Below are 21,359 nucleotides of genomic sequence, written 5' to 3' on the forward strand. Positions count from 1 at the left end.
TCTCCCCTGACCGTCCCCGATCGCCCCACCGCGATTCGCCTCCGACGGAGTGCGCGAGGGAATGCCGGTGCCGATACTCGTGTGCACGTCGGGGCCCACCCCGGCAAATCACGCGGGCCCCGAACGCCTACCGAGGACGTCGGCGCCGCCGCCTGATCTAGACTCGCGCTGTGGACGTCAACGGAACCAGCGCAATTGTCACCGGCGGAGCATCTGGCATCGGGGCCGCCACGGCCCGACTTCTGGCATCCCAGGGTGCCCGCGTCGTGATCGCCGATATGCAGGCCGAGCGCGGCCAGGAGCTCGCCCACGAGATCGGTGGCGCTTTCGTCAGCGTCGACGTCACCGACACCGCGCAGATCGAAGACGCCGTCAACACCGCTGTGGATCTCGGACCTCTTCGCTCGCTGGTCAACTCGGCCGGAATCGGGTGGGCCCAACGAACCATCGGCAAGGACGGCGAGTTCGCCTCCGCACACAACCTCGACGCCTACAAGAAGGTGCTCGCCATCAACCTGGTCGGCACCTTCGACTGCATCCGGCTCGCCGCGACGGCGATGAGCCGGCTCGATCCCGCAGACTCCGGTGAGCGGGGGGCGATCGTCAACATGACCAGTGTCGCCGCGTTCGACGGCCAGATCGGTCAGGCCGCGTACTCGTCCTCCAAGGGCGGCGTGGTCGGGTTGACGCTGCCGGTGGCCCGCGACCTGTCGGCCGTCGGGATCCGGGTGAACACCGTCGCGCCCGGGCTGATCGACACACCGATCTACGGCGAGGGTCCCGACTCGGAGGCGTTCAAGGCCAAGCTCGGCGAGTCTGTGCTGTACCCCAAGCGGCTCGGCAAGCCCGAAGAGCTGGCGTCGATGGTGGTGGAACTGATCACGAACTCCTACATGAACGCCGAAGTGGTCCGCGTCGACGGCGGCATCAGGATGCCACCGAAGTAAGCGCCCCTCGCGCCGCGGCCGCGTGCCGCGATGACTATCGAGACGACCTGAGGTCTACTCGATCATGCGGAGATTGATCTACTCGTTCGGCGTGTCCCTGGATGGCTTCGTCAACGACCGTGGCGGGGGCATCGACTGGAGCGAACCCGACGATGAGCTGCACCAGTTCCACAACGACAGGTACCGCGAGTTCGAGATCTCGCTGCACGGCCGCCGACTCTACGAGCTGATGGCCGAGCACTGGCCCTACGTCCCCGACACAGCGGGGACCATCGAGCGCGAGTTCGCCGTCCTGTGGACCGAGAAGCCCAAGATCGTGTTCTCACGCACCCTTACCGAGGTGCATTGGAACAGCACGCTCGTGCAGGAGAACGCCGTCGAGGAAGTCCGCGCGCTCAAGAGCGACGGTGACGGCATGATGGAGATCGGCGGGGCGAACCTCGCCGCATCGGTGATGCCATACGGCCTCATCGATGAGTACCAGTTGTTCGTCTCACCGGTCGTTCTGGGCGGCGGCACGCCGATGTTTCCGCCGCTGAACAACCGCCTGCACCTGCGGCTGGCCGAGACGAAGAATTTCGAGTCCGTGCTGATGTTGCGGTACGTCACCGGTTGAGCGGCAGGGCGACGACACCGCCGCGCCGGCCGCTCTTCTGCGCTGCTCGAAGAACAGCGCCCACGAACTCACCTCCGGGTGGGTGGCCAGCAGCGCGCGCCGCTGACGCTCCGTCATCCCTCCCCACACCCCGTATTCCACCCGGGTGTCGAGCGCCTCGGCGGCGCATTGCAGGACGACCGGACAGTGACGGCAGATCTTCGCGGCCTGCTTCTGCGCGGCGCCCTGCACGAACAGCTCATCCGGATCGGCCTTGCGGCAGCGCGCCTGGGACATCCACTCGGCACGCGCCTCAAGCCGTCCGTAGTCGCGGTCCATGTCTTCTGCCCCTTCACGATGGGCCGGCAGCAAGCTGGTCTGCGATTCCCGACTCCTCGTTCAGCAAACGGTAGTGACAGACGATGCAGGGTTGTGAGGAGCAAAGTGCCCCGGCTTGGTGGGACTTTGGTCGTTCGGCCCGGCCGCGTGCTCTCAGGGTTGTTCAGCCGGTCGCGTCGCCCGCCGTGGTGATGCCGCATCGCCAGCACGGCGACCCCGGATCATCGTTGAAGGCGCTGCACTCCGGGCAGACATGGTCGAGCCAGCACACCGGATCACCAACGTCCGGATCGCGACCGGGACCACCGTCAGTCATCCACCGATGCTAGCCAGCCGCGGCCGGCCACCGTTCCGTGATCAGCTCCGTCACCGCCTCGACCCAGGCGTCGTCGAGGACCGCATCGGGACGGACGAGAATGCGGAAGATCGCCGTCCCCGCCACCACCTCGGCGAGCAACGGCAGCTCATCATCGTCGCGGCGCCGTTGCCCGAAGCGTGATTCGAAGTCGGCCAGGTTTCCCGCCAGTCGGGCGATCATCAGTCTGTGCAGCTCGGGGTCGGCAACCGTGTCGGCGATCAAGCCCGGCAACGCCACCCGCACCTCGGGCCGGTCGAACATCGTGCGCATCGCCTGCACCAGCCCGCGAATGTCCTCGCGGATATCGCCTGAACCGTTGGGCGTGAAGTTCGCGTCCTCCGACAGCACGGCTTCGTGGACCAGGTGCACCTTCCCCGACCACCGCCGGTAGATCGCGGCGGTGGTCGTTCCGGCGTGTGCGGCGATCGCCGACAGCGACAGCGCCGAGTAGCCGGTCTGCACGATCAGCTCGCGGGTGGCCGCGATGATCGCAGCGTCGATCCTGCTGTCCCGCGGCCGGCCCGGCGTCGGCCGCGCGGCGGTCTTGCCATCGGTGGCTTGATCTGCTGTCATGGTCCCCACAATTCCGATACAGGTCGTATCGTATCTTAATGGAGGGTGTTGTGAGTCTGAGCCCGCTCGACGAGTATCCGATCCATCAGACGCCGTCACCGATCGCGACACCGGCAACCTCGGATCGGAACTTCTACGACCGGTCCTACTTCAACGTGCTCGATCGCCAGGGCCGCTTCATGGCGCTGACCGGCATCGGGTACTACCCCCGCCTGGGCGTCAAGGATGCCTACTTCCTCGTCCGCCGCGGCGACACCCAGACCGCCCTGCACTTCAGTGACTCCGTCGACGACGACCGCCTTCACCAGCACGTCAACGGATATCGCCTCGAGGTCGTCGAACCGCTTCAGGAGCTGCACCTGACGGTCGCCGAAACCGAGGGCATCTCGGCTGACCTGACATGGCGCGGGTTGTTCCCCGCCGCACTCGAGCGGCCGCACGAGATGCTCACTGAGCGGCGAGTCACATTGCAGGCGTGCCGCTTTGCCCAAGTCGGAAGTTGGGAGGGTTGGATCGACGTCGATGGCGAGCGGATCGCGGTCGGGCACGACACCAGTGTGGCGAGCCGGGACCGGTCCTGGGGTATCCGACCGGTCGGTGAGCCGGAGCCCGCCGGGCGGCCCGACGCCGCGTTCCGCGGGATGTGGTGGTTGTATCTGCCGCTCGCGTTCGACGACTACCAGTTGTTCCTGATCCTGCAGGAGGATCCGGACGGTCACCGGAGCCTCTACGACTGCACCCGCCGCTGGCGCGACGGCACCGTCGAACAACTCGACGGTGTGCGCGCCACCATCCACTACACCCCCGGCACCCGGATCCCCCACGGGGCGCACGTCGAGTTCATGAACCGGGCCGGAGACCGCATGAACCTCGATGTCGAGTCGAAGTTGTTCGCGCCCATCGCCTTCGGTTCCGGATACGGCGGCGACACCTCCTGGGGGCACGGAACCTGGAAAGACGGGCCGTTCACCGAGCGGGTCAGCTTCGACCTGACCGATCCGGCGGTGATGGCCCGCGCGCCGTTCAGCCTGATCGACCACGTGGCCTCGGCAGTGTGCACGGAAGCCGACGGGCGTACCGCCCAGGGGGCCGGGCTGTTCGAACACGGGGTGATCGGTCCGCACCACCCGTCGGGCTTCTCCGACTGGACCGACGTCGCGGAATAGGTGACCACCATGAAGATCATGACAGCGCTGTTCGGTCCGACCGACGTCGTACAGAGGGCGACCCTGCTGAAGGAGGCGGGCGCATCAGGCGTGTTCACGTTCGAAGGTCCTCACGACGTGTTCACCCCACTTGTGCTGGCGTCGACGGTTCCTGGCCTGGACGTGATGTCCAATGTGGCTATTGCGCTCCCCCGCAACCCTGTTCAGCTCGCTCACCAGGCCAACGATCTGCAACTGCTCAGCGAGGGCAGGTTCATCCTCGGGCTGGGCACCCAGATCCGCACACAGATCGAGAAGCGTTACGGGGCCGAGTTCGACCGGCCCGTCGCACGGATGAAGGAGCTGGTCGGGGCGTTGCGGGCGATCTTCGCCACCTGGGACACCGGCGAGCGGCTCGATTTCCGCGGTGAGTTCTACCGCCACACGTTGATGACGCCGACCTTCGTCCCCGGTCCCAATCCGTTCGGTCCGCCGCCGATCTACCTCGGCGCGCTCGGACCCCGGCTGACCCGCGCCACCGCGGAAGTGGCCGACGGCCTGCTGGTGATGCCGTTCGGCTCGAAGCGCTTCCTGCACGAGACGACGATGCCCGCCGTGCGCGAGGGCCTGGCCGCGGCAGGCCGCAGCGACGACGACTTCGCGGTGGTGCCCGAGATCATCGTGTCGGTGGGTTCCGACGACCGAGACCACACCTCGACGCGAATGTTGTTGGCGTTCTACGGATCCACCCCCGCCTACCGGCCCGTGCTCGATGCCCATGGGTGGGGCGATCTGCAACCGGAGCTGAACGCGATGTCCAAGCAGGGCCGGTGGCAGGAGATGGCCACGCTGATCGACGACGAGATGCTGCACACGATCGCCGCGTGCGGCACGCCGGCTGAGGTGGCCGCACACATCCGCGACCGCGTCGAGGGGGTGTCCGACCGGATCTGTCTGTACCAGCCGGGGCCCATCGCGGTCGACGCGCTGGCCGAGATCGTGGATGCGCTGGTCTGACGACATGACAGCCAGGACCGTCGAATTCGACGACATCACCGACGCCCGCTTCGGCGGGAAGGCGGCCGGCCTCGCCGAGCTGCGCCGCCTCGGCCTCGCAGTGCCGCCGGGGTTCGTCCTCGCCGAGGCCTCCGCGCCGAACGCCGCCGAGGTCGCCAGGGGACGCTTCGACAGGATGGCCGCCAACGGGACGACCCCGGTCGCCGTCCGGTCTTCCGCAGTCGGCGAGGACGGCGTCGACCAGTCCTTCGCCGGCCAGTATGACACCGTGCTGGGCGTCGACTCTGTCGACGTGTTCGCCGCGGCCATCCGCAGGTGCGCCGAATCGGTGGATTCGCAGCGTGCCTCGGCCTACAGCGAGCATTCCACCGCCACCATGCACGTCGTCGTGCAGCAGATGGTCGACGCGCGCGCGGCAGGCGTGGTGTTCACCGCCGACCCGGCGTCCGGCCGGCGCGACCTGATGGTCATCGATGCCATCGCCGGCCTCGGTGAGGCACTCGTCGATGGGTCGGCCTCCCCCGAGCATGTGGTGTTGCACGCCGATGGCAGCACCGCCGTCCACGAAGTGGCCGGGTCGGCCGTCCTCACCGCTCGGGATATCGACGACATCCGGGCGGGAGCCCTGAAGGCGGCGCGCCACTGGGGCCGACCGTTGGATCTGGAGTGGGCGATCGACCGATCCGGTCACCTGTGGTGGCTGCAGGCACGCCCGATCACGACGCTGCCCGGCGACCTCAACGAGATGGACTCCCCGGTGGCCGGGCACACCCACGTGTACACCCGCTGCAACATCGGCGAGATGATGCCGGGAGCGTTCTGTCCGTTGACGGCGTCGGTGTCGGGCTTCGCCATCGATTACGCAATGCAGATGACCCAGGTGGTGGCCAGGGCGCAGCCGCGCTACGAGTCGCCGTGGCTGCAGGTCGGCTACTTCTACGGGCACATGTTCTTGAACATGACCGAGGGCACCGCGCTGAGTTCCGGAATTCTGGGTAACTCCTTGGAGCAGTTCTCCATGTCCATCTGCGGTCGGGTCATCGACGAGTTGGAACCCAAACCGCCGCAGCCCTTCCGGCGCAAGCTCGGTAACACGATCAGGCTCACCTCCCATGCGCTGTCGGCAGGGCCGGCGATCCGTCGGCTCGACCGCCAGATCGCGGGATTCCGGATACCGACCAGCCGTGATGCCCGCGTCGTGCTGCGCCAGCTGGAGACCGGGGTCGAGCTGTACTGCGACGTCACACTGACCCACGTGCGGTCCTCGTCACGCGCCGCGGTCGCGGCCAACATCCTCGAAAGCCGCCTCATCGCACAGGCGGTCAAGGACGGACGCAGCGAGGAGGACGGACGGGCCGATGCGATGCGCGTGATGGCCGGCGCCGCCGACGTCGAAAGTGCAGTCATGCTCGAGGAACTCGACGCGGTGGTGCGTACGCTGGCCGCCCACAACGCGGCAGCCGAGGCCTTTCTCGTCGCGGCGCCGGAGGCCGCCGTCACAACCCTTCGCGCCGCAGACAGTCCCAGCGGCGCCGCGCTTCGCCGGTTCTTGAACCGCCACGGTCACCGCGGCTACCGCGAACTGTGCATGCGCGACCCCTCCTGGGCCGAGGACCCGAATGGCCTGGGAACGATGATGCAAGTCATGCTCCAGGCTGCGCTCGACCCCGCCGACCGTGGTCCGGTATCCCGCGAGTCCCCCGCCCCGGCATCGGCATCCGTCCGATTCCTGGCGCGGCTCGCGCAGGGCGGTGCGCGTGGTCGCGAAGAGACGAAATCCAAGATGGCATTGATGGCGCACGCACTCAAGCGCGGCTACCGCCACCTCGGCGAGGTGCTCGCCGGTGCGGGGCGGTTACCCGACGCGGATCTTGTCTTCTTCTTCGACCGCACCGAGCTTGCCCGCGTCGTCGGCTCCGACGACATCACCGACCTGGTCGGGCGCGCCCGCAGCCGGCGAGAGGCGCTGGCGTATCAGGACGCCCTGGAGTTCGAGGACGTGTCGGTGGGCCGGCCCACTCCCCGCGTCTTTCGGCGTCCTTGTGCTGCCGCCGACGACGCGATCATCGGCCGGCCGGCCAGCCGGGGCGTCGTCGAGGGGGTTGTGCGCGTGGCGAAGTCGATTCGCGAGGCACGTGACGTCCAGCGCGGGGAGATCCTGGTGGCACCGGTCACGGACGTGGGCTGGACACCGTACTTCACGGTCATCGCCGCTCTGGTGACCGACATCGGCAGTTCGGTCTCCCATGGCGCGGTGGTGGCCCGCGAATACGGCCTGCCGTGTGTGGTCAACACCCTGGTCGGTACGCAGGTGCTCCAGACCGGCGATCGGGTGCGCGTGGACGGCGACCACGGCGTGGTGACACGCCTCGACCAACCCGGCGTGGTGACACGCCTCGACCAACCCGGCGTGGTGACACGCCTCGATCACACGGCGTCGTGACACCCCTCGATCGCCACTGAAGGCCCCGTCAGTCCGACAGGCCCAACATCCGGCGCGTCAGACTTTTCAGGTGGACACGCAACGTGTCGCCGTCGACGTCGGCCACCAGCGGATGCATCACGCTCACGCTGATCGCGCTCGACAGGATCGCCGCGTGCAGCCGTGCCTCGACACCCCCATCGGTTCCGAGTAGCGCGGCGTACAGACGCTCGACGAACCGCTGGAACGGCTCGTACTCCCCCTGCAGCCTGATGATCACCGGATCGAAGCTCAGCGCGCTGACCAGGCCGCGCCGGTCGATGGCCTGATCGACCATCCGGTCGATCAGCACCTCCCGAGCCTTCGGACCGCCCGCTTCGGCATCCTCGAGCGCGTCCTCGAGCGCAGCCATCTCCCGTTCGGTGATCGCGATGACGATTTCCTCTTTGGTCCGGAACTGCCGGTAGACCGCAGCCTTCGTGACACCCATCGCGTCCGCGATCATCTGCAGCGAGGTGCCGCTGACACCGTGCTCGGCGATGAGAACCAAAGCCGCGTCCAGCACCCGTGTTTGCGCTGCCGTGCGCCTGATCGCGCGGAAGCTGCGGACTTCGTGCGGGGCCGTCACAGCGTCAGGATAACGAACGATTGACCGTTCGGTTGCCGATCGGCTACCGTGCCGAGTAGCCGATCGGCAACCAGGAGCGAGGTTCGATGACACGACGCACCGACGGTGAGCTCATTCTCTTCTGGACCCTGCCGGCAGTGGCCCTCATCTGGATCAGTGCGTTCTTCCTGTTCCCCGGCTTTCTGCATCCGATGTCCCCCACCATGTCCGCCGACGAGGTCGCGGGCTTCTACCGTGACCACGCTGCCCGGATCCGGTACAGCATGATCCTGTTCAACTGGTTCGGTGTCGGCCTGGTGCCGGTGGTGGTGCTGCTCGCCCTGCAGGTGCGCCGCATGGCCCATCGCACGCCGATCCTGTCCTACAGCCTGATCGCCTGCGCGGGTGGGCCTCCCGCGCTGTTCCTGATCGCCGACATGTTCTGGCTTCTCGGCGCGTTCCGTCCCGACCGGGCGCCGGAACTCACCCTGCTGTTCAACGATCTGGCCTGGATCACCTTCTCGGTCACGGTGTCCTACCTCATCGCACAGTGTCTGCTCCTGGCGCTGGCGATCTACTGGGATCGCAACGACACACCGGTCTTCCGCCCGTGGGTGGCCCATTTCAACGTGGCGACCGGGGTCGCCCTGATGCCCGCCGCGTTCACGGGACTGACACTCGACGGGCCCTTCGCCTGGGACGGGCTGCTGAGCTTCTGGCTCAAGAACATCGCCATCGCGACATGGGTCATCGTGATGGGAATCGTTCTCGGACAGACGATCCTGCGTCAGAGGCGCAGTGCCGAGCAGGTGGCGGTGTGAGTACTCGGCTGGCTCGCATTCGGTGGAAACTGACTCGCAGCCCCAAACGGGAGCTGTGGTTCTCCTGGTACGTGATGGTCGTCTTCTACAACCTGTACGGGTTGTTGTTCGTCATCGTCACCCGCGTGCAACCACCGCCGAGCCCCGGCTGGGACACTCCGACGGTCGTCGCCTGGTTCACCGACCACCATCTGGGACTGCTCGCCGGATTCGGTGCCGTGTTCCTCGTGGCGGGCATGTGCGGACCGATGAATGCGCTGCTCGCCTACTCGATGCGGCGCATGTCGGTCAGCCCGGTCTTCGCCTACTCGTACATGATCATGTACGCGTTGGCCGCGGTGCCGGGGATGCTGGTGATGGCCATCGCGATGACGGTCGGCGCGCTGCGGCCCGACCGCGATCCGGCCGTCGTCATGTGGCTGTACGACTTTGCCTTTCTGTCCTTCAGCGGAACCATGGGCGTGTTCCTGATCGGTTCGCTGGTGTGGATGGTGGCGATCCTGCTGGACCGCAACGGGATCTTCCCCAAGTGGTTCGGATACCTCAACCTGTGCAACGCCCTCACCGAGGTCGTGGTGGCGCCCGCATGGATGTTCCAGCGCGGCGCGTTCGCCTGGCACGGCGCGATCGCCTGGTGGATCAACGTTTTCGTGTTCGCGTTCTACACCTGCGTGTTCATCGTGCTGTTACGCAGGATGATCGAGCGTGAGGACTTCGACACGGGACCGCTGCCGGACCCCGGCCCCGAGGACACCATCGACCACCGCGACCCGGTCGAGGCCGCCCGATGAGTACAAGCCTCGAGGCGCGGGAGCGCAGCAGACGCGAATTCGTGCCCGGTCAGCCCGACATGTGGATGTTCGTGCTGTTCGAGACGCTGCTGTTCACCGGCTACTTCTCGGTCTATCTGGTGACGCGCACCCAGAACGAGGAGCTTTTCCTGCGGGCGCAGGGCGATCTCGACCTGCGCTTCGGCGTGTTCAACACGATCGCGCTGCTGCTGGGTTCCTGGGCGATCGCGCGGTGTGTGCAGGCCTCGCGCGCGGGTGCCTATCGGTCAGCCCTGAGGAATGCGTTCCTGGCCATCGGCTTCGGAGTGGTGTTCGCGGCGGCCAAGGTGACCGAGTGGGTCACCGAGATCCGCATGGGCAACACCTTCACCACCAACGAGTTCTTCCAGCACTACTACTTTCTGACCGCGATCCACTTCATCCATCTGCTGATCGGCTTCGTCGTACTCGGCGTCGTCGTCTACCAGCTGTGGGGTCCGGGGCGACGCTCCCAGCAGTTGGTCGAGACAGGAGCGACCTACTGGCACACGGTTGATTTCCTCTGGGTGCTGATCTTCGCGCTGCTCTACGTCGTGAGATGAACCCAGTCGTGAGATGAACCCAGCCGTCAGTCGTACTGGACCGTCGGACCGATCGAGTCGTGAGGTGAAGCCATGACCCCTAGGAACTCCACAAGGCTGTTGCTCGTCTGGGCCATCTCGACCGCCATGACGCTGGTGTATGTCTGGATGGACCACACAGTCGATGAGTCGGGCACGCTGCGCGCCAGCACGGTCGTCACCGTCACCGCCATCCTGATCGCTCTGGTGAAGGTGCGCATCATCTTCCGGGAGTTCATGGAGGTCCGTCACGCCCCGGCGTTGCTTCGTCGCCTCACCGACGTCTGGGTCCTGCTGCTCGGCGCCGCCCTACTCGGGTCGTACTTCATCGGGATGGCCGTCGCCTGACTGGCGTTCACGCTCACCGCCGGCAACCTGATCGGCCAACTCCAGCCCGGCACCGGCGTAGACGTTGAACGCGATGTCGACGCCATGCTCCTTGGCCCATGCCACTTCGTCGTCATAGCGCGCGACCGCTGCTACAGTGCCGCTGAACCCCGACTCACGCAGGCATTCCAACGCGGTGACATTGGCGCCGTGCCTCGGCATCGCAAGCACGGCCATCCGCACCGAGTCAGATCGTTGCAGCTGGTTCCAGAAATGCAGATCGGTGGCGTCGCCCTCGATGACCCGCAGGCCCTGCTCGTCGAGGCGACCAATCCGCGGCCCGTCGTAGTCCACGCCGACGACCCGTAGCCCATAGTGGTCCGTCAGGCGCTGATAGGCGGCATAGCCCACCCGGCCCATGCCGATGACCACGACCTCGGCGTCACTGGCGTCGCCGGAGCGTTCCTCGGGGTGCAGCGTGTCCTCGTTCTGCGCCGGCAGCCGCGTGGCGATCTTCTCGACCATCAGGTGCCCGCGGCCATTGACCAGTGCCGAAACCACGAAGCTCAGCGCCACCGCGATCGACATCTCCACCAGCCAGGCTTCGGCCAGCAGTCCGACCGATACCCCCACCGACACGACGATCAGCCCGAATTCCGAGTAGTTCATCAGGCTCAACCCAGCCAGGATCGCGGTTCGGTGCCGCAGTTTCATCATGGTCAGCAGAGCGATGTACCCGCCCGCCTTCAACGGCAGCAACAGCACCATCAGCACCGCGACGGCGATGGTGGGCAGGTCCGGCAGTCCGGTCAGGCCGATCGAGACGAAGAAACCGACCAGCAGCAGCTCCTTGATGTGAAACAGCGAACGGGCCAGCTCGGACGACGCCGGATGGGAGGCGAGCAGCACCCCCATGATCAGCGCGCCCAGGTCACCCTTGAGCCCGACCGCGGTGAACAACGCATAACCGGGCACCAGCGCCATGACGATGCCGAACAGTGACTGCATTTCACCGTGGCCCAGCCGGCTCCACACCTTGCGCAGAATGCGGGTCAGGGGCCACAGGCCCACCAGCGCCAACGCCCACGGGCTGGGCAGATGCCCGCTGGTGGCGGTCAGGAACACCACGGCGATGATGTCCTGCATGACGAGGATGCCGATGGCGACGCGGCCGTAGAGCGCATGCGACTCACCGCGCTCCTCGAGCACCTTGACCACGAACACGGTGCTGGAGAAGGACAACGCGAACGCCAACAACGCGATGGTCTGCATGCTCTGTCCGACGAGCATCGCCACGCCGGCAACGGCAGCCAGCCACAGCGCGGCGACACCGAGCGCGACGCTGATCAGCATGTGCACCGAGGTGGTCAACCACACCTCGCGGCGCAACAGTATCCGGACGTCGAGCTTGAGGCCGATGGCGAACAGCAGAAGCGTGACACCCAGGTCGGCCAGCACGTCCAGTTGCGGCACCTCCGCGACGTCGAGGGCGTTGATGACGAAGCCTGCCGCCAGGAACCCCACCAATGGCGGCAGCCGGACCGCCAGGGCGAGCCCGCCGAGTCCGAAGGTGATGACGAGATAGATGGCGACTACTGTCACGCGCGTTCCCCCTGCCCCGCGGGGCGGACGTGGTCGTCGAGTGCGCCGACGACACCGGTGTGCTGGTGGAGTCCTACCAGTATCGTGACAAACTCGCCTTCCCGTTGCCCACCACTGCCACGACGAGCGGCGCTGCTGCAGCCACGATATACTTCCCCGATCGGCACAGGCGCCTGTCCCTGTCAGCGACGAGACGCTGAGAAGTGCTCAATTGCCAAGCCTCGTTATCGAATTCGATATCCAGTGCAGTAGCTGTCAGCAGCTCGTCACCCTGTCTTCCACACAGGTGGGACACACGCCGCGGGATGCGCTGATCGCACGGCGTTTGCTCAACGAAGTGCTCGTCGACCTGGGCTGGTTGCCGACGACCGCGGGTGCCTACTGCCGAGCACACGCTCCGTCGGCGCGGCAGCGATTCCACCGACCATGGGGCCCTCGTGACCGCCGATGACCGCTCGCGTCCCGCGGTGGCCACACCGCCAGGAGACCGCAGATGGTCGCTGCTGCGGTCGTGTCCGCTCACCCCGTGCGTACCCAGGTAACCCTGGTCACGCCACGCGTCCCTGCTGGCAGGGTGAGTGGATCGGGGGCGCCGCCCGCAGCAGGGCGGGCAGACTCAGACGTCCGTCGGCGGTGCGCATGGCGGCCACCGGGGGCAGCGACAGCCGGACATCGACCACCAAGGTGCCTGTCCTGATCTGTCTGCGGCAGCTCAGCCCGACCCGTTGCCCTGTGCCCGCGCCGAGTTGATCGTCGACGCGGCTGCGGACCGTCGCCAGAGTCAGATGACCTCCCGACGCCTGCCGGAACACCGGATCGAGTACCTGTCTCACGGCGTGCGTGAGTGTCACCGCATCGCCGAAATAGACGTCGGCCCGCACGCCCGAGCACGTGCCGTGCGCGTACCACTCGTGGGTCACCAACGTCGCAGAGTCGGCCATCGTGGCCGAGAGCTCCGAGCGCACGCCGGCGGTCAGCGGCACCGTCGGCAACCCCTCATCCCCCCGGCGCACCCGCTCCGCGAGCATCAGAGAGACCCCGCAGTACTGGTTCTCAGATGGTTGAGGCCACAGTCCGTGCAGAATCAGGGTTGGACCGAGTCGCTGTATCTCGCCGGAGCGGCAGGCCTGGTTCGAGGGCTCGGCAGCGCAGAAGCCCGCTCCCCAGGTCACCACCAGCCAGCTCGATGTCGTGTTGCGCGACACCAGCGTCGTGGATTCCCGGTCGAGGACCAGAACGCTGAACGAAACCGCGCAGATCACGACAGCGGCCAGAACGGCCGATATCGACAATACGGCGGCGTCACCGCGCTGCATCGGGCACCCTTCTCCTATCGGGACGGACCAGGGCGCGCCCATCCCGCCCAGGCACATCAGCCTCCCACAGGACCGTCTCGATGTTGGAGCGATCGCCAGTGAAAGGTCACTACGAGTTGTCGTCGCCGCAACAGGGCTTCTGATGAACGACATCGACCGCTGGCTGGATCGGACCGGGCGGAGCACCACCCGAGCGGTGTCACTGTATTCGTGTCTGCTCACCGGAAAGATGTTCGCGTACTTCCGTTATCGCCTTCGTTATGCGCTCCTGCTGGATGCCACCACGTTCGTGCTGCACGTCGCGGAGTTCTTGATCATTCTCAGCAGCCTGGGCGGGTTGGCGGCGTTCACGGTGATGATCCTGCGGGTCGGCGGTCTGCTCGTTGGCGGCGCCTGGTGGGGTCTGCTCGAAGTGATGCGCGAGCGACTCCGCGCGTTCGCCCGGATCGGGGACAGGCAGTCAGCGCAGCGGGAGATCGGCGCCTGGCTCGTCCTGTCGGTGCTGGTGGCGGGAGCCGCCACCCTCATGGCGACAGCGCTGCTGGTGATGTTGCTTCCCCGCGACGGTAACCCGGTGGCAACGCTCTACGCGTTCCTCGTCATCATTGAGGTCGCGCTGAGATCGCCGGTTCGGGTACTCCATTCGGGGATGTATGCCACCCGGCGCATCTACAGACCGCTGTGGTCACTGTTCGCCCCAAACCTGCTGCAGCTGACGGTCCTCGGTCTCGGTGTTCTCTACTACCCGACCGCCGCGGTGGTCCTCGCGATCGTCGTATCCAACGCCGCGTCGATTTGGATCACGGTGCACTACACCCTGCGGCTCTACCGGCTGACCGGGCTGTCACCGAATCTTGCTGCGGCGCGACCTATTCGGGTGTCGCTCCCCTCTATTCCGTTGCGCGAAGGCGGTGAGGCGACACTGGCCGGTCTGGGTCTGCGACTCGACGCAGTGGCAGTACTCGTCATCGCCGGGATCTACGGCACGAACACCCGGGCCATCGATCTGACCGCCGGACTGCAGACCTGGCGGGAGATCGACGCGTTCCAGTTCTTCTACCTGGTGCTGCCGTTGTTCCGCGGCGCCTACGAGGCCACCGCGGTGTTCTATTTCGATTTCGTCCGGTTGCGCCGCCTGCCGGCACTGCGCGAATACCGGGTGTGGTTCTTTCACAGATTGCTCACCATCACACCGGTGATCACCGCAGTGTTCTGGGCTTTGGCGGTGGCGCTGGGACTGTTCGTGCTGCCCGGCATACCCTTCAGTTTCCTGCTCGCGCTGCTGCCGCTGTTCGTGGTGCGCGGCCTGATCGGTACCTACCAGATCCGCCTGTTCGCAGAGGGCCGGTTCCGCGCCCTCAATGCCACCGTCGCCGTGTCGGCGGTACTGTTCCTGCTGGTCTGGCTCGACCCCAATCCCGCCTCCGACCTCGTCGAGATCACCGCGGCGATGATCGCGCTGCTGATCGTGCACATCAACCTGCAGCACTTCGGAGATCGTATCCCGCCCCGACCGCCTCAATTGCCGCTCGGTGACTGGATCCGAGCACTTGCCGCCAAGACAGGACCGGTACGAGTCGGAACAATCTCGATACCCGAGTGGATTCCGGCCCGCGAGCGGCGTGCAGCGGTCGAGATGATGCGCCTCACCGTGGCCGATGGCGGATGCTTGGCCTTCTGTTCGGCGACGACGTTGATCTTCTATGTCGACCAGCCCTCGCACGATGAGCAGGCACCGCACCTTCTCGTCCAGGCGCTGACCGGGGGCGCGGCCAATCGCGGCCGCTACTGGCACGAGGCGGCGCCTCACGGACCCGCCGCGCTCGATCGCATCGTGGCCGACGGCTGGCTGCAACCCGTCGACGGAACGCCCAGGGCACCCGCAAGTCCCGAGGTCCTCCGCGCCGAGTTCCTGCAGATCTTTCCCGGGGGCTTCGTAGCCAACGTTCAGACCCGCGCGGGCGCGCGGACCATGCGCTCACTGGACCCCGATCTGCTGGTCGGACTTCTTCCCGCAGCGATACGCAGCTTGGACGACGACGCCCTGATTGTGCCGGTCGCGGGGCGGTGGCTGTCGCCGATATTTCACCACAACAAGGTGGAGGTGGTCTTTCTCCTGCCGCCCGACCCCGGTCCCGAGCAGTTCCGCAGGTGGCTGCACACGTTGAAGACGTGGCGACTGGGTGGGTGGCCGGCACACGGCGTACACCATGTCCGCTGAGCCGTTTGACATCCGGGCGAGATTGTCCGACCCCGCGACGTACGACGAGGCCATCCTTCGGATCTTCATCAAACGCAACGCGCGCGGGCTGGGTTTCGCCCAGGCCGCTACAGGGGTCACGTACTTCGCCGCCGCGACCGACCGCCGGGCGCTGTCGCGCGCAATAGCTGCCAGCATCGACAACGGCAGCTATCGCCCCCAGCCGGTCGACCTCTGGTATCTCGAGACCGACGGTAAACGCCGGGCCGCTCATCAAGCGACCTTCATCGATCACGTCGTCGGCTCGGCGCTGTTCACGCTGCTGTCGCACAACGCGCGCTGTCACGGTCTACCGGGCGTGTACTCCTACCTACCCGGGTTGACGAACCTCGGGGCCATGCAGGCGTTCGGCGCGTACGTCCGCGCCCACCGCAAGCGGGTCGGACCCCACGGCGGACCGATCTACGTACTGCAGTCCGATTTCGAGAAGTACGGCGATCACCTACCGGTCGGCCCCGATGCAGCGCTGTGGCAGACGCTGCGGCTCGTCGCGTCGCTAGGCAGTGCGAACGGAGAAATCGACTCTCGGACATGGGATCTCATCACCGCCCTGGTCCGCCCGGTGGTACGCGAGTCCGACGGAGCACAGTTCACCCGGGTCAACGGCATCGCGATGGGAACTCCGCTCGTACCGGTGCTGGGCAACCTTGCTGCCCTACCGATGGATCAGTCGATCCTCAGCATCGAGGGTGTCTTCTACGCGCGCTACAACGACGACTTCCTCATCGCCCACCACGATCTCGCGGCCATCCAGGACGCAGACGCACGAATCGACACGTCGACCGAAAACCTGGGTGTGCGACGCGCGCTTCCCAAAGAACAGCGCACCGCACTGTGCGCCCACGGCCGGACCTGCGCCATGGATCCGTCGTATCGGGGACGTGACCGCGTCGACTGCCTGGGCCTGACAGTCACGGCTGCGGGCACCGTTTCACTGAGCCCGGCACGTCTTCGGCGCTTCATCGCTCGAATCGCCACTCGCATCGACGGTGTCTCCCCTGCGGTGTCGTCGTTGCCTGTCGACCAGCGGGCAGCGCATCTGGTAGCGGCGACCAACGTCATGCTGGATCCGGCGAGTCCCTTCGCCGTCGCCGGGCTGGCGGCGTTGCTGGACGCAACGACCGATCGGGGCGTCTTGAAGGACCTGGACTATCGCATCGCCCGCAAGATCGCGCAGGCGGCCACCAGGTCAGCGGGGGTTCGTGGTTTCCGCACGCTCTCGCCCTCGACGCTGTATCAGCAGTTCGGGCTCACCTCACTGGTCCGCTCGCGGAACTTGCGGTGAGCACCTCTCCCCGCCTAACGTTTTCGGTAGGCGCGGACCCCGCATTCGTGCGGTTCACCCGAGAGGCCACAGAGGTTGCGGCTTTCGGTCTCTCATTTTTGCCGTTTTTGCCCGCGCCTTTTCTTCGACCTCATGACTGGTTCTGGTTCCACTCGATCCAGCCCACGCCGGTGCGGCCGTCGGCGGTTTCGACGGTGCCCCACGCCCGCGGAAAACGGCTCAGGCGGCCGTCGGGTGAGCTCAGCAGCACCGGGGCGTGGCCTCGCAGCGTGATGTCCACGGTGAGGTCGGCGAAGCCGAGTTGCGCGGTCAGCGGCAGCCCGTCGGGTGCGAACGTCTCGCTGGTCGAGATCTGCTCGAGTTCGACCAGTGGCTGTCCGGGTTGCTGCACATATCCCACCGCCAGCGGCGGCATGCCGGGGATGCGGATGTCGACGCCGTGCAGATGGGTGCCGTCGTCGAGGTGCAGCGCACTCCACACCCAGTCCATCGCCCACCAGTCCCGCGGGGCCCACGAATGGTCGCGTTGGCCCTGTACCCGCGCCAGCGCGGTTGTGCGTCCGTCGGCGGTGACCGAACCGGTGACCAGACAGGGAATCTCGTACCGGGGCGACACCCGGTATTGGTAGGGGACGCCGTCGGTGCTCCAGGTGAGGTCGAGGTCGACGGCGACCGGCCGGCCCGCCTCCCCCCGCAGCAGCGCAGCCGGGTCGTCGTGCGCCTGCCCCTGGGCTCGGACGGTGACCCGGAACGTGCGCAGCGGCTCGACGGCCTGCATGCGGATCTCGGTGTCGTTGGTGCGCACCTGGGTGTGGTCGTCGGGCAGGGCGACCTCGAAGTCGAGCACCGCGATGGTCGGCATGCCGGGACCGCACAGCAGCGCATTGATCCACGCGTGTCGCTGGTTCGGGATCAGTCCGAGGCGGATCCAGCCGCCCAGGTCCTGGCGGGGATCGGCGAAGTCGAAGTACCAGCTCTCGCTCCACAGCGGTTCGTCGCCCGGCGGGTGGCTGTCCTCGTCGTCGGCGCCGGGCCGCAGCGGCTCCGGCCGCGCCGGGTGCGGCAGGATCGCCAGCGCGTCGGTGTCGAGGACATGCTGGCAGTGACGCGCGATCATCGCCATGAACATCTGGTCACCGCGCTCGGTGCGCGCGACGAGCATGGGCGACACGATCGACATCAGAACACCGAAGAAGCTCTGGCGGCGTACACCTTCCCGCACGTCGTCGACAGTCACGCCGGCAGCGGGTCCCAGTGCCTCGGTGTACGCGGCCAGCAACGTGTCGTAGTGTTCCCGGCGCCGCTCGATCGGCAGTGCACAGCCCAGGAAATAGGCGACGTCGGTGAACGCCGGCCCCCAGGTGACGGTCTGCCAGTCCACGACGGTCAGCGGCCGGTCGGCGCCGGCCTGGCCGAACAGCATGTTGTCGAGCCGGTAGTCGCCGTGGACCAGGCCGCGCGGGCCGTCGCGCTCGGCTTCGGCGGCCAGGTAGGCGTCGAAGCTCTGGACCAGCCGTTCGCAGACCTCCCGGTGCTGCTCAGCGATCTGGTCGCGATAACGCTCGATGAATCCGGCGTACAGCGCGGTGATCAGCGCCTGGTTCACCGGCGACTCCCGATTGAACCGGTCGTTGGCTGCCAGCGTCTGGTCGTCGAGCAGCGGGCCGTGTACGAGAGCGAGCTGGCTCAGCGCCAGTCGCGCTTGTTCTGCGGTGGCGCCGCTGATTTCGTCGCCGACGGTCGCCGGCGCGGCGTCACCGAGCACGAGGTCGAAGGCACCGGTCGCGGGGTCGTAGGCCGCGTGGTGGCACGGCGCGATCGGTCCGCCCAGCCCCGGGGCGATGGTGGTGTAGAAGTCGACCTCCCGCTCGTAGAGGCCCATCGCCAGCCCCGTCTGACGGCTGCTGGGGTCGGCTGCGGCGACCTTGAGCACCACCGAAGCCGGCCCGGTCTGGCCGTCGGCGTAGGTCAGGGCGACGCGGTAACACTCGCTCATCTGTCCGGTGCCGATCCGCTCGACGGTGAAATCGCGCACCGCGGCCCCGCCGAGGATGTCGGTCAGCCGGTCGGCGGTGAGATCGGTGGGACGTTCGATCAGAGGGGGGCGCAGCGACGACGACACCGCGCCAACGTATAGCAGCCGCGACGCCGCGACGGGCGGATCGCACGAAAAAGTTGACGGCCGTCAAGCAGGGCCGGTCAGTGGTCGGGGGACGACCCCTTCGGTCGCGGTCGGTCCAGCCATCGCGCGATGCGGGGCTCCAGCGTGGCCAGAACTCCGGCACACAGGAACCACAGCACCGAAAGCGCCAGCGTGGTGTGCCAGGCGTCCTCGGAGAACCCTTCGTCGCTCTCGGCGTGGAAGAACGGTGTGACGATCAGGTACTGGATGGCCGGCGCCACCGCGATACAGAACGCCAGCCCGGTGGTGGCGCCGAAGGCCGCGCGCAGCAGGTATGCGCGCGGCGTCCGCTCCGCCGGCGCGGCGAGATGGTGCGCCAACAGAATGAACAGCAGCATCAACCCGACCACCACGGCGAGCAGATCCCACTCGCCGGGCCCGAGGATGAAGGCGACGGCGCCCGCGACGGTCGCCAGAGCCAGTGCTCCCGGATCAACCCGCGGTCGGTCATATCCGGTCGGCACACCGGCTCGCTCCCCCATGGCGACACTGTAGGCCGTTGAGCACTGACGGTGCGGGATTCGGATCGCCGGCGATCGGGTAGTTTCCGACCGGCGAGACGTGGAGGGCAGATGAAGGTACTGATCACCGGCGGCACCGGCTTCGTCGGCGCATGGACCGCGAAAGCCGCACAGGATGCGGGACATGAGGTGCGTTTCCTGGTGCGCAACGTGGGCCGGCTGAGCACCAGCGCGGAGAAGATCGGGGCCGACATCGCCGACCACGTGATCGGTGACATCGCCGACGGCTCGACCACCGCACAGGCGCTGGACGGATGTGACGCTGTGATCCACTGTGCGGCAATGGTTTCCACCGACCCCGACCGCGCCGACGAAATGTTGCACACCAACCTCGAGGGCGCCCGCAACATCCTCGGCGGCGCCGCAGCGGCCGGCATCGACCCGATCGTGCACGTGTCCAGCTTCACGGCACTGTTCCGACCCGGGTTGGACGTGCTGCATGCCGATCTGCCCGTCGTCGGCGGCAGCGACGGCTACGGCCGGTCCAAGGCGGCAGTGGAGGCGTATGCCCGCGGCCTGCAGGACGGCGGAGCGCCGGTGGCCATCACCTACCCCGGCATGGTGCTCGGTCCGCCGGCCGGCGACCAGTTCGGCGAGGCGGCCGAGGGAGTCGAGGCGGCGGTGAAGATGCACGGGGTCCCCGGCCGCGGCGCCGCGTGGATCGTCATCGACGTGCGGGACCTGGCGGCGCTACACGTCGCGCTGCTCGAACCCGGCCACGGCGCCCGCCGCTACATGGCCGGCGGCCAGCGGGTCAGCGTGGACCGGTTGGCCTCGATGATCGGCGCCGCGGCGGGCAAGTCTCTGGCGGTCTTCCCGGTGCCCGACGTGGCGTTACGCAGCGCCGGCCGACTCCTCGACGTCGTGGGCCCGTATCTGCCGGTCGAAACCCCCATCAACTCCGCGGCGATGCAGTACTACACCCAGATGCCCACCTCCGACGACCGGCCCAGCGAGGAAGAACTCGGCATCGTCCAGCGCGATCCCGCCGAAACCATCGCCGACACGGTGGCCGGACTCGAGCGGGTCGGCCGACTCTGACTGTGCCGTCAGCGGGACAGCACTCCACATGAGACCAGGTCCGCCAACGCGGTAGCGGCGGTGTCGAGGTCGGTCACATTGCGCACACACACCGCGTACCAGGCGGCGCCCGCGATGGCGTCCATCACCGTGTCGGCGTCGACGGTCGGGCGGACGGCGCCGTCGCTGACGCCGTCGGCCAATTGCGCCGCCAGTTGCCGTCTCGCTGCGGCTTCCAGCCGGTCGTGGATCAGGCGCCGCATCGCCGGTTCGGCGCTCAGATCGTGCAGCAGACCCGGAACCGCTTCGCGCACCACGGGATCGGCGTACATCGCCAACGCCCCGCGGCACAGCCGGGCGATCTCACCGGCGACGTCGTCATGTGCCTGGTCGGGGCCCAGATCGGGGAAAGCCGCCTCGTGCACGAGATGGGCTTTGGTGCGCCAGCGCCGGTAGATCGCCGGCCTGCTCACCTTCGCGGTGATGGCGATCAGGTCGATCGACGTGGCAGCGTATCCGCGCGTCACCAGGAGGCGTCGGGTCGCGTCGAGGACGGCGGCGTCGATGTCGGGGTCGCGGCGTGAGCCTCGATGGGGCCGCCGCGCGGCGGGGACGTTGCGCACGGAATTCCC

At 67.2% G+C, this 21,359-nt stretch carries 20 protein-coding genes and 1 pseudogene; 12 read left to right on the forward strand and 9 right to left on the reverse strand.

Translation table 11 applies throughout. The features are described 5' to 3' along the window. Positions 1-170 precede the first annotated feature (170 nt). Together J3476_RS17415 and J3476_RS17420 are read left to right on the forward strand one after the other, a co-directional pair. Positions 171-947, forward strand: a complete 777-nt coding sequence (locus J3476_RS17415) for an SDR family NAD(P)-dependent oxidoreductase (protein WP_152517473.1) — start codon at positions 171-173, stop codon at positions 945-947. A gap of 64 nt (positions 948-1,011) precedes the next feature. After that, complete coding sequence (locus J3476_RS17420) at positions 1,012-1,563, forward strand: dihydrofolate reductase family protein (protein WP_207067659.1); 552 nt, start codon at positions 1,012-1,014, stop codon at positions 1,561-1,563. Between the two features lie 21 nt (positions 1,564-1,584). On the opposite strand, the pseudogene J3476_RS27975 reads toward J3476_RS17420, so the two are convergent. The 3 genes and pseudogenes from J3476_RS27975 to J3476_RS17430 all read right to left on the reverse strand — a co-directional run. Then, positions 1,585-1,881, reverse strand: a pseudogene (locus J3476_RS27975) (WhiB family transcriptional regulator); the annotation flags it as partial. Positions 1,882-2,044: 163 nt separating this feature from the next. Next, positions 2,045-2,197 carry a hypothetical protein gene (locus tag J3476_RS17425; RefSeq protein WP_207067660.1) on the reverse strand — a complete coding sequence of 51 codons (153 nt, stop codon included), beginning with the start codon at positions 2,195-2,197 and terminating at the stop codon, positions 2,045-2,047. A 9-nt stretch (positions 2,198-2,206) separates the two neighbouring features. Next, positions 2,207-2,812: a TetR-like C-terminal domain-containing protein gene (locus tag J3476_RS17430; RefSeq protein WP_207067661.1), complete on the reverse strand. Its 606-nt coding sequence runs from the start codon at positions 2,810-2,812 to the stop codon at positions 2,207-2,209. A gap of 38 nt (positions 2,813-2,850) precedes the next feature. Between J3476_RS17430 and J3476_RS17435 the strand changes: the two genes are divergently transcribed. Genes J3476_RS17435 through J3476_RS17445 form a run of 3 tightly spaced genes read left to right on the forward strand, consistent with a single transcriptional unit; the run spans position 2,851 to position 7,417 of the window. Continuing rightward, a complete protein-coding gene (locus J3476_RS17435) occupies positions 2,851-3,978 on the forward strand; it encodes a hypothetical protein (RefSeq protein ID WP_286183271.1) in 1,128 nt (375 codons plus the stop codon). A gap of 9 nt (positions 3,979-3,987) precedes the next feature. Further along, complete coding sequence (locus J3476_RS17440; protein WP_207067663.1) at positions 3,988-4,974, forward strand: TIGR03617 family F420-dependent LLM class oxidoreductase; 987 nt, start codon at positions 3,988-3,990, stop codon at positions 4,972-4,974. Positions 4,975-4,978: 4 nt separating this feature from the next. Then, positions 4,979-7,417: a PEP/pyruvate-binding domain-containing protein gene (locus tag J3476_RS17445; RefSeq protein ID WP_207067664.1), complete on the forward strand. Its 2,439-nt coding sequence runs from the start codon at positions 4,979-4,981 to the stop codon at positions 7,415-7,417. 28 nt (positions 7,418-7,445) lie between these two features. On the opposite strand, the gene J3476_RS17450 is transcribed toward J3476_RS17445, so the two are convergent. Further along, positions 7,446-8,024 (reverse strand): TetR/AcrR family transcriptional regulator, encoded by a 579-nt coding sequence (locus J3476_RS17450; RefSeq protein ID WP_207067665.1) that lies wholly within the window; start codon positions 8,022-8,024, stop codon positions 7,446-7,448. Positions 8,025-8,110: 86 nt separating this feature from the next. On the opposite strand from J3476_RS17450, the gene J3476_RS17455 reads away from it, so the two are divergent. From J3476_RS17455 to J3476_RS17470, 4 genes are all read left to right on the forward strand, one after another. Continuing rightward, the gene (locus J3476_RS17455; protein ID WP_207067666.1) at positions 8,111-8,824 is read left to right on the forward strand and encodes a hypothetical protein; all 714 of its coding nucleotides are present in this window, start codon (positions 8,111-8,113) and stop codon (positions 8,822-8,824) included. After that, positions 8,821-9,615, forward strand: coding sequence for a hypothetical protein (locus J3476_RS17460; protein WP_207067667.1), 795 nt, complete (start codon positions 8,821-8,823; stop codon positions 9,613-9,615). The genes J3476_RS17455 and J3476_RS17460 overlap by 4 nt, the downstream gene beginning before the upstream one ends. Next, positions 9,612-10,196 (forward strand): cytochrome c oxidase subunit 3, encoded by a 585-nt coding sequence (locus J3476_RS17465; RefSeq protein ID WP_207067668.1) that lies wholly within the window; start codon positions 9,612-9,614, stop codon positions 10,194-10,196. Before J3476_RS17460 ends, J3476_RS17465 begins: the two co-directional genes overlap by 4 nt. Before the next feature lie 72 nt (positions 10,197-10,268). Beyond that, the gene (locus J3476_RS17470) at positions 10,269-10,562 is read left to right on the forward strand and encodes a cytochrome C oxidase subunit IV family protein (RefSeq protein ID WP_207067669.1); all 294 of its coding nucleotides are present in this window, start codon (positions 10,269-10,271) and stop codon (positions 10,560-10,562) included. On the opposite strand, the gene J3476_RS17475 is transcribed toward J3476_RS17470, so the two are convergent. Together J3476_RS17475 and J3476_RS17480 are read right to left on the reverse strand one after the other, a co-directional pair. Further along, positions 10,524-12,143 (reverse strand): cation:proton antiporter family protein, encoded by a 1,620-nt coding sequence (locus J3476_RS17475; RefSeq protein WP_207067670.1) that lies wholly within the window; start codon positions 12,141-12,143, stop codon positions 10,524-10,526. The two genes, J3476_RS17470 and J3476_RS17475, sit on opposite strands and share 39 nt — an antisense overlap. 548 nt (positions 12,144-12,691) lie before the next feature. After that, positions 12,692-13,459 (reverse strand): ribonuclease T(2), encoded by a 768-nt coding sequence (locus tag J3476_RS17480; RefSeq protein ID WP_207067671.1) that lies wholly within the window; start codon positions 13,457-13,459, stop codon positions 12,692-12,694. 142 nt (positions 13,460-13,601) lie between these two features. Here J3476_RS17480 and J3476_RS17485 point away from each other — a divergent pair, with 142 nt between their 5' ends. Next, positions 13,602-15,680: a hypothetical protein gene (locus J3476_RS17485; RefSeq protein WP_207067672.1), complete on the forward strand. Its 2,079-nt coding sequence runs from the start codon at positions 13,602-13,604 to the stop codon at positions 15,678-15,680. Then, a complete protein-coding gene (locus J3476_RS17490; RefSeq protein ID WP_207067673.1) occupies positions 15,670-17,004 on the forward strand; it encodes a hypothetical protein in 1,335 nt (444 codons plus the stop codon). The genes J3476_RS17485 and J3476_RS17490 overlap by 11 nt, the downstream gene beginning before the upstream one ends. Positions 17,005-17,134: 130 nt before the next feature. Here J3476_RS17490 and J3476_RS17495 read toward each other — a convergent pair whose 3' ends face one another. Together J3476_RS17495 and J3476_RS17500 are read right to left on the reverse strand one after the other, a co-directional pair. Next, a complete protein-coding gene (locus J3476_RS17495; RefSeq protein WP_286183273.1) occupies positions 17,135-19,126 on the reverse strand; it encodes a phosphotransferase in 1,992 nt (663 codons plus the stop codon). 77 nt (positions 19,127-19,203) lie between these two features. After that, the gene (locus tag J3476_RS17500) at positions 19,204-19,668 is read right to left on the reverse strand and encodes a hypothetical protein (protein WP_207067674.1); all 465 of its coding nucleotides are present in this window, start codon (positions 19,666-19,668) and stop codon (positions 19,204-19,206) included. Between the two features lie 90 nt (positions 19,669-19,758). On the opposite strand from J3476_RS17500, the gene J3476_RS17505 reads away from it, so the two are divergent. Then, complete coding sequence (locus tag J3476_RS17505; RefSeq protein WP_207067675.1) at positions 19,759-20,748, forward strand: NAD-dependent epimerase/dehydratase family protein; 990 nt, start codon at positions 19,759-19,761, stop codon at positions 20,746-20,748. Positions 20,749-20,756: 8 nt separating this feature from the next. Here J3476_RS17505 and J3476_RS17510 read toward each other — a convergent pair whose 3' ends face one another. Further along, on the reverse strand, positions 20,757-21,350 hold the full coding sequence (locus tag J3476_RS17510; RefSeq protein WP_207067676.1) for a TetR/AcrR family transcriptional regulator: 594 nt from the start codon (positions 21,348-21,350) through the stop codon (positions 20,757-20,759). Between the last annotated feature and the right edge of the window lie 9 nt (positions 21,351-21,359).

Source organism: Mycobacterium sp. PO1 (genome assembly GCF_017312405.1).
Lineage (GTDB): Bacteria > Actinomycetota > Actinomycetes > Mycobacteriales > Mycobacteriaceae > Mycobacterium.

What these genes read in the sequence shown, in the direction of transcription:
- J3476_RS17420 (WP_207067659.1), top strand. Translation starts at nt 1,012, where the DNA reads ATGCGGAGATTGATCTACTCGTTCGGCGTGTCCCTGGATGGCTTCGTC.
- J3476_RS17435 (WP_286183271.1), top strand. Translation starts at nt 2,851, where the DNA reads ATGGAGGGTGTTGTGAGTCTGAGCCCGCTCGACGAGTATCCGATCCAT.
- J3476_RS17505 (WP_207067675.1), top strand. Translation starts at nt 19,759, where the DNA reads ATGAAGGTACTGATCACCGGCGGCACCGGCTTCGTCGGCGCATGGACC.
- J3476_RS17500 (WP_207067674.1), bottom strand. Translation starts at nt 19,668, where the DNA reads ATGGGGGAGCGAGCCGGTGTGCCGACCGGATATGACCGACCGCGGGTT.
- J3476_RS17490 (WP_207067673.1), top strand. Translation starts at nt 15,670, where the DNA reads ATGTCCGCTGAGCCGTTTGACATCCGGGCGAGATTGTCCGACCCCGCG.
- J3476_RS17430 (WP_207067661.1), bottom strand. Translation starts at nt 2,812, where the DNA reads ATGACAGCAGATCAAGCCACCGATGGCAAGACCGCCGCGCGGCCGACG.
- J3476_RS17455 (WP_207067666.1), top strand. Translation starts at nt 8,111, where the DNA reads ATGACACGACGCACCGACGGTGAGCTCATTCTCTTCTGGACCCTGCCG.
- J3476_RS17440 (WP_207067663.1), top strand. Translation starts at nt 3,988, where the DNA reads ATGAAGATCATGACAGCGCTGTTCGGTCCGACCGACGTCGTACAGAGG.
- J3476_RS17485 (WP_207067672.1), top strand. Translation starts at nt 13,602, where the DNA reads ATGAACGACATCGACCGCTGGCTGGATCGGACCGGGCGGAGCACCACC.
- J3476_RS17465 (WP_207067668.1), top strand. Translation starts at nt 9,612, where the DNA reads ATGAGTACAAGCCTCGAGGCGCGGGAGCGCAGCAGACGCGAATTCGTG.
- J3476_RS17445 (WP_207067664.1), top strand. Translation starts at nt 4,979, where the DNA reads ATGACAGCCAGGACCGTCGAATTCGACGACATCACCGACGCCCGCTTC.
- J3476_RS17425 (WP_207067660.1), bottom strand. Translation starts at nt 2,197, where the DNA reads ATGACTGACGGTGGTCCCGGTCGCGATCCGGACGTTGGTGATCCGGTG.
- J3476_RS17480 (WP_207067671.1), bottom strand. Translation starts at nt 13,459, where the DNA reads ATGCAGCGCGGTGACGCCGCCGTATTGTCGATATCGGCCGTTCTGGCC.
- J3476_RS17470 (WP_207067669.1), top strand. Translation starts at nt 10,269, where the DNA reads ATGACCCCTAGGAACTCCACAAGGCTGTTGCTCGTCTGGGCCATCTCG.